Source organism: Acidiphilium sp. PM, assembly GCF_000219295.1.
In the GTDB taxonomy this organism is placed as follows: domain Bacteria; phylum Pseudomonadota; class Alphaproteobacteria; order Acetobacterales; family Acetobacteraceae; genus Acidiphilium; species Acidiphilium multivorum.
The window spans coordinates 1-4,944 of the sequence record NZ_AFPR01000002.1; the positions used below are offsets into that span (position 1 = coordinate 1).

Genomic DNA, 4,944 nt, shown 5'->3' on the forward strand with positions numbered 1-4,944 from the left:
AATGTGTTGGCGACGTAGAAGGCGGATACGATGGGCGGCTAGGACCTTTGCAATCTTCGTTTCGGTCAGGCGCATCGCTTCGCCCAGTCGATGCCGACGAAGACGAGCGGCTCAATGCCCATGGCCTCCTCCCTCTGTTGCCGGGCCGCCGTATTGCTTCGCCGTTCCCTGTACTGGCGCTCAAGGCCATGAATAGCCAAGACGCGACTCCCCACTGGACGTGCAATACGGTCGATCAGCTGAGGCGCACGTCCCCCCCAGGTGCTCGCAGGCACAGGGGGTAAAAGGCGGCTCTCAACCGACCGGCCCAAGACGGATCATGATGCACCGTGATCCGCGGTCAAACAGGTACAGGGGGCGAAATCCAATCAAATCAGCTGCTTGCCGAAACCGCCACCAACCGCATCTGCCTCATGACCGCGAACCCCGGCTTGACCTTGCCAATGAGGCAGTTAAAAAAGTTTTCTCCACTGTAAAAGCTGTAGGTACAATATCGCGTGACTCGCATCATCCCGCCACATGAGACTCGGTTGATGCTTACGACAGAAGCCAGGGGTTACGCATGAAAGATGCTGATCGCAGCTTGAGTATGGAAAACGGTAGTCGGTCGAATATTTCCAATTCTGACCGGTTGCTTGAATGGGAGTGGTTTTGGCCCGGGCCGCCGGCTCATCCACATCCTCAATCCGTTCTTCAAAAATGCCGCTATCGAGCATCTCATTGAAAAATATAGATAAAATTTCATACGTAACCCCTGCGACAGAAGCGAACGATGGCGCGCGGCCCGTAACAAAACTCCGGGAGGCAGTGTTACGCCGCGAGCTCGCCCACTTGTTGCGAGAGAGAGACGAATTGCGTCAGGAACTCACGGCTGCGCGAGGCGCCGCTGCCGAACTGCAGACGAGCATGGAGTGGTTTCGCCAGGAACTGGTCAGTCATCAACAGACAATCCTGGCGCTGTATGCGTCGCACTCCTGGCGGATGATGGCGCCGGCTCGTCGTTTAGCGATTACGTTGCGACGATTGCTCGGCAGCGCGCAGGGGGCACCGTCTGAGGTGGTGGCCCCGGTTGCGATGGTCCCTTCCCAAGGAACCGCTTCCGTCTCGCCACCTCACATGTCGGCGCCGGCCGCATCGGCCAGGCCAACCAGTTGCCGCGGTGATATCTTGGTTGTGGCGGATATTCTGCCATTGTTCGACCAAGCGAGCGGTGGCTTGCGTCTGAAAACCCTGATTGACATGATGGGCGAGGCTGGCTGGTCTATCATTTTTGGCTCGCACACAGGACTGGATCGCCAGCCCGGCGTACTGGGAAGTCCGGAAGGCCGCGCGCGCTACGAGGACGCGCTGCGCAAATCCGGGGTCTCCCGGATCCTTTACGGCATCAAAGAAATCGACCGGTTCCTAACCGAGGCGGGACGTCACCTAGACTGGGCGTTCGTGTCCTTCCCCTACGTCGCCACCGATATGCTGCCGCTGGTCCGCAGCCGTAGCCCGACAACGCGCTTCGTCTACGATATGGTTGATTTTCATGGCTTGCGTATGGCACGGGAAGCGGCATTACGCGACGATCCAGAGCTTCGTGAAGCGGCCGAACGCACGCGCACCGTGGAAGAGGCCTGTGCCAAGGCCGCCGACGTCACTATCGCGGTGACGGCAGAAGAGAAGGCGGCTTTGCTCGAGATGGTGCCTGAAGCCACCGTGGAAGTACTGCCGAACGTCTTCGATCTGCCACGACAGCCCCCGCCGGGACCTGAGGCTCGCCAAGGACTATTCTTCGTCGGCGGTTTCTGGCATACACCAAACATCGACGCAGTATGCTGGTTTGCCAATCGTATATTCCCGCTGCTCCGGAAAGAGGTTCCCGATCTCATATTCCGTATTGCCGGCGCCAACGCGGGCAATGATGTGCTTGCCCTCGGTGCCATCCCTGGCGTGGAAGTTATTGGCTTCGTTCCTGATTTAACTTCATTGTATCACCAGCACCGCGTCTTTGTCGCGCCGTTGCGCTACGGCGCCGGCATGAAGGGCAAAGTAGGTCAAAGCATGGCGCACGGCTTGCCGGTGGTGGCCACGCCAGTGGGCGCCGAGGGCATGGGTCTGCAGGATGGCAGCCATCTGCTGGTCGCCGGGGACGAGGATGCCTTCTCAGCGCAGGTGTTGCGTCTGTTGCACGACGATGCTCTATGGTTGCGGCTTTCGGTCGCCGGGCGCGCGCATATCGAGCGTACCCTCTCGGTCGAGGCGGTGCGGGGCCGGCTGGAGGCTGTGCTCGGTGGCTAGCGTCCTCGTCGTCGGTGTATACATGGCCGATCGGCCGAACACGGCAGCACACCTGATGTATGAGTTGGCGGAAAGTTTGCACCATACGGTGGTGCAACGCTGGATCGCACTTGCTCCCGGTGGGCGCGGTCGCTTCGACCTCCCGTCGACTGAGATGGTGGTGACGGAACCCACATCGAAATTCACCCTTCTGGACCGGCTCACCGAGGACGCTTACGACTTCGACTGGCTGTTGTTCTGCGACGACGACGTAGAGGTGAGAACTGGCTTCCTGGACCAGTTCATCGGCCTCTCCGAACGATATGATTTCGGCCTCTCCCAACCGGCGCGCACGGCCGACAGCTTTACTGATCATCCGATCGTTCAGGTGATGCCTGGGCTTACCGCGCGCCGCACACGTTTCGTGGAGATCGGACCAGTCGTCTGCCTGCGCCGCGACGTGATCCCGCTGCTGCTTCCATTCGGAGAAGACAGCGGGATGGGCTGGGGCCTTGATTTTGTCTGGCCCAGACGGCTTGAGCGTAGTGGGCTGCACATGGGGATCGTAGACGCCACCCCGGTCGCGCACCGAATTCGTCGCCCCGTCACTGCCTATGACTGGGCCGACGCGCATCGAGAAATGTATGAAACCCTGGCCCGGGAGCCCTACCTAAGCCGGGATGACGCCTTCACCGTGCTAGAAGCCTATCAGTGACGCCCGAGATTTCCGCGCTGCTGACCACTCATAACCGGGCGCATCTGCTGCCGCGGGTGCTGGAGGGGCTAGAACGGCAAAGCCTCGCCCCGTCCCGGTTCGAGGTAGTGGTGGTGGACGACGGCTCTGCCGACGCGACTCCGCAGGTGCTGGCCGCCTGGCAGAACCGATTGCCGCTGCGCGTGTTCCGGCAGAATCAGGCGGGCTTGGCTGCGGCGAAAAACCTTGGTGTGTTCGCGGCACAGGGTCCGATCCTGGTCTTCCTTGACGATGACGACGTAGCAGAGCAGGATTTGTTGGCTGTGCACCTTGCCGTGCACCTTGCAGCGCCTGAACAGACGGTCGCGGTGCTGGGCAACACTACGCTGGCGCCAGAGATTGCGGCAGTACCGGTGATGCGTCATGTGACGGAAGTCGGCTGCCAGTTGTTCTCCTATGGCTGGATGCAGCCCGGTCAGGTGCTCGACCACACCGCGTTCTGGGGTGGCCGCAGTTCCTGCAAGCGCAGTCTGCTGGTCCGCCACGGCGTGTTCCACCCAGATTTTCATTTTGGCTGCGAGGATATCGAGCTGGGCTGGCGGCTCGCGCGCCAGGGTCTGCGGGTGATCTATGAGCCGCGCGCCCGCTCGGTCATGATCCGAGCCCTGACCTTCGATCAGTTCTGCGCCCGCTCCTACCGGCAGGGCCGCTCCCAGCACCGTTTCGCGCGACTCCACGACGACCCGAAGGTGCGCGCCTACTGCGAGATCGACGCGTCGGAGAATGCTTGGGCGGAACGGCGCCAGGGCTACGCTGCCCACCTTCGTTGGACCCGAAAGCTGGACCGCCTGGCAGCGGCGAGACAAGCAGCTGGGCTGCCGGCACATCCGTTACTGCAGCAGACCCTCGACGAGGCGTATCGGGAAGCATTCTTTCTCTCTCGTGCGAAAGGCGTCGCGGATGCGGCGGCGCTGACACCGGCCCAGGCTGCGCCGGCAGCCCATGATCGGCCTTTCTGCCTGCTGGAATGCGGACTCACAACCGAATTGGTGTAGGGACGGACAATGCCGGACGATATCGATACTCTCTACGATAGGTCTTTCTTCGATGCCCAATCGTTCGGCAGCTTACGGTCGGCACATGCAGCGTTGTCCGAGCTGTTGCGGCATTACCAGCCGCAAAGCGTACTGGACGTCGGCTGCGGCGTCGGGGCATGGCTGCGGGCCGCAGGCGACCTCGGTATTCCCGATCGCCTGGGAGTGGACGGAGACTATGTGGACCGAAGCGCTCTCATGGTGCCTGAGAGCCTTTTTTTGTCTAGGGACTTAGCACAGCCAGGCCTCGCTAAGGCAGTGGCGGCGCACCGCCCGCCACCCGGCCGCTTCGATCTGGTGATGTGCTTGGAGGTGGCGGAACACCTGCCCTTCGAGCGATCCGCCAGTCTAGTGGACGACATCTGTCGCCTTGGCGATTTGGTCCTGTTCTCGGCTGCGATCCCGTTCCAGCACGGCACCGGACACGTTAACGAGCAGTGGCCGGAATTCTGGGCCATCCACTTCCGCGCCCGCGGTTACGCCTGTTTCGATCTGCTGCGGACGGCGCTGTGGGCGCATCCGGACACTGATTGGTGGTATGCACAGAACCTTCTCGTCTTCGCGCGAGAGGGAAGCGCTGCCCATGACCAGATGACGGCTGGTGCGGCAGCCATCAGAGATCACGCGCTCGCGCTGGTCCACCCAAAGGCCTGGCTATCCTCCATTCTGAACCAGTGGCATCCGCATCGCGCGGCCGCGCGGCAGGAGGAACAACTGGATCTCTGCGAGCTCCTGCGAGCCTGGGCAGGAGGAGCACATGCTCCCCCCGTGCTACGCGCGGTCCAGCGCGCCCGTAACGCCCCCCCTGAGGCACGCGACGTGTTCCCGTTCACCCGAATCGATGTGGACGAGCCGGAGCGCCTGCTTGCCGAGGCCCAGCATAAAAGTACAACA

4 protein-coding genes are annotated in these 4,944 nt (G+C 61.7%); all 4 read left to right on the forward strand.

The features are described from left to right. Window positions 1-852 precede the first annotated feature (852 nt). A complete protein-coding gene (locus APM_RS00025) occupies window positions 853-2,283 on the forward strand; it encodes a glycosyltransferase family 4 protein (RefSeq protein ID WP_158004979.1) in 1,431 nt (476 codons plus the stop codon). 22 nt (window positions 2,284-2,305) lie between these two features. Then, window positions 2,306-2,977, forward strand: a complete 672-nt coding sequence (locus APM_RS00030) for a hypothetical protein (RefSeq protein ID WP_007421302.1) — start codon at window positions 2,306-2,308, stop codon at window positions 2,975-2,977. Next, window positions 2,974-4,011 (forward strand): glycosyltransferase family 2 protein, encoded by a 1,038-nt coding sequence (locus tag APM_RS00035; protein WP_007421303.1) that lies wholly within the window; start codon window positions 2,974-2,976, stop codon window positions 4,009-4,011. Before APM_RS00030 ends, APM_RS00035 begins: the two co-directional genes overlap by 4 nt. 9 nt (window positions 4,012-4,020) lie before the next feature. Further along, on the forward strand, window positions 4,021-4,944 hold a 924-nt coding region (locus APM_RS00040), incomplete at its 3' end, for a bifunctional 2-polyprenyl-6-hydroxyphenol methylase/3-demethylubiquinol 3-O-methyltransferase UbiG (RefSeq protein ID WP_050807151.1).

Bases quoted from the DNA above. Each gene is read 5' to 3' on its own strand.
- APM_RS00030 (WP_007421302.1), top strand. From the start codon at position 2,306: ATGGCCGATCGGCCGAACACGGCAGCACACCTGATGTATGAGTTGGCG.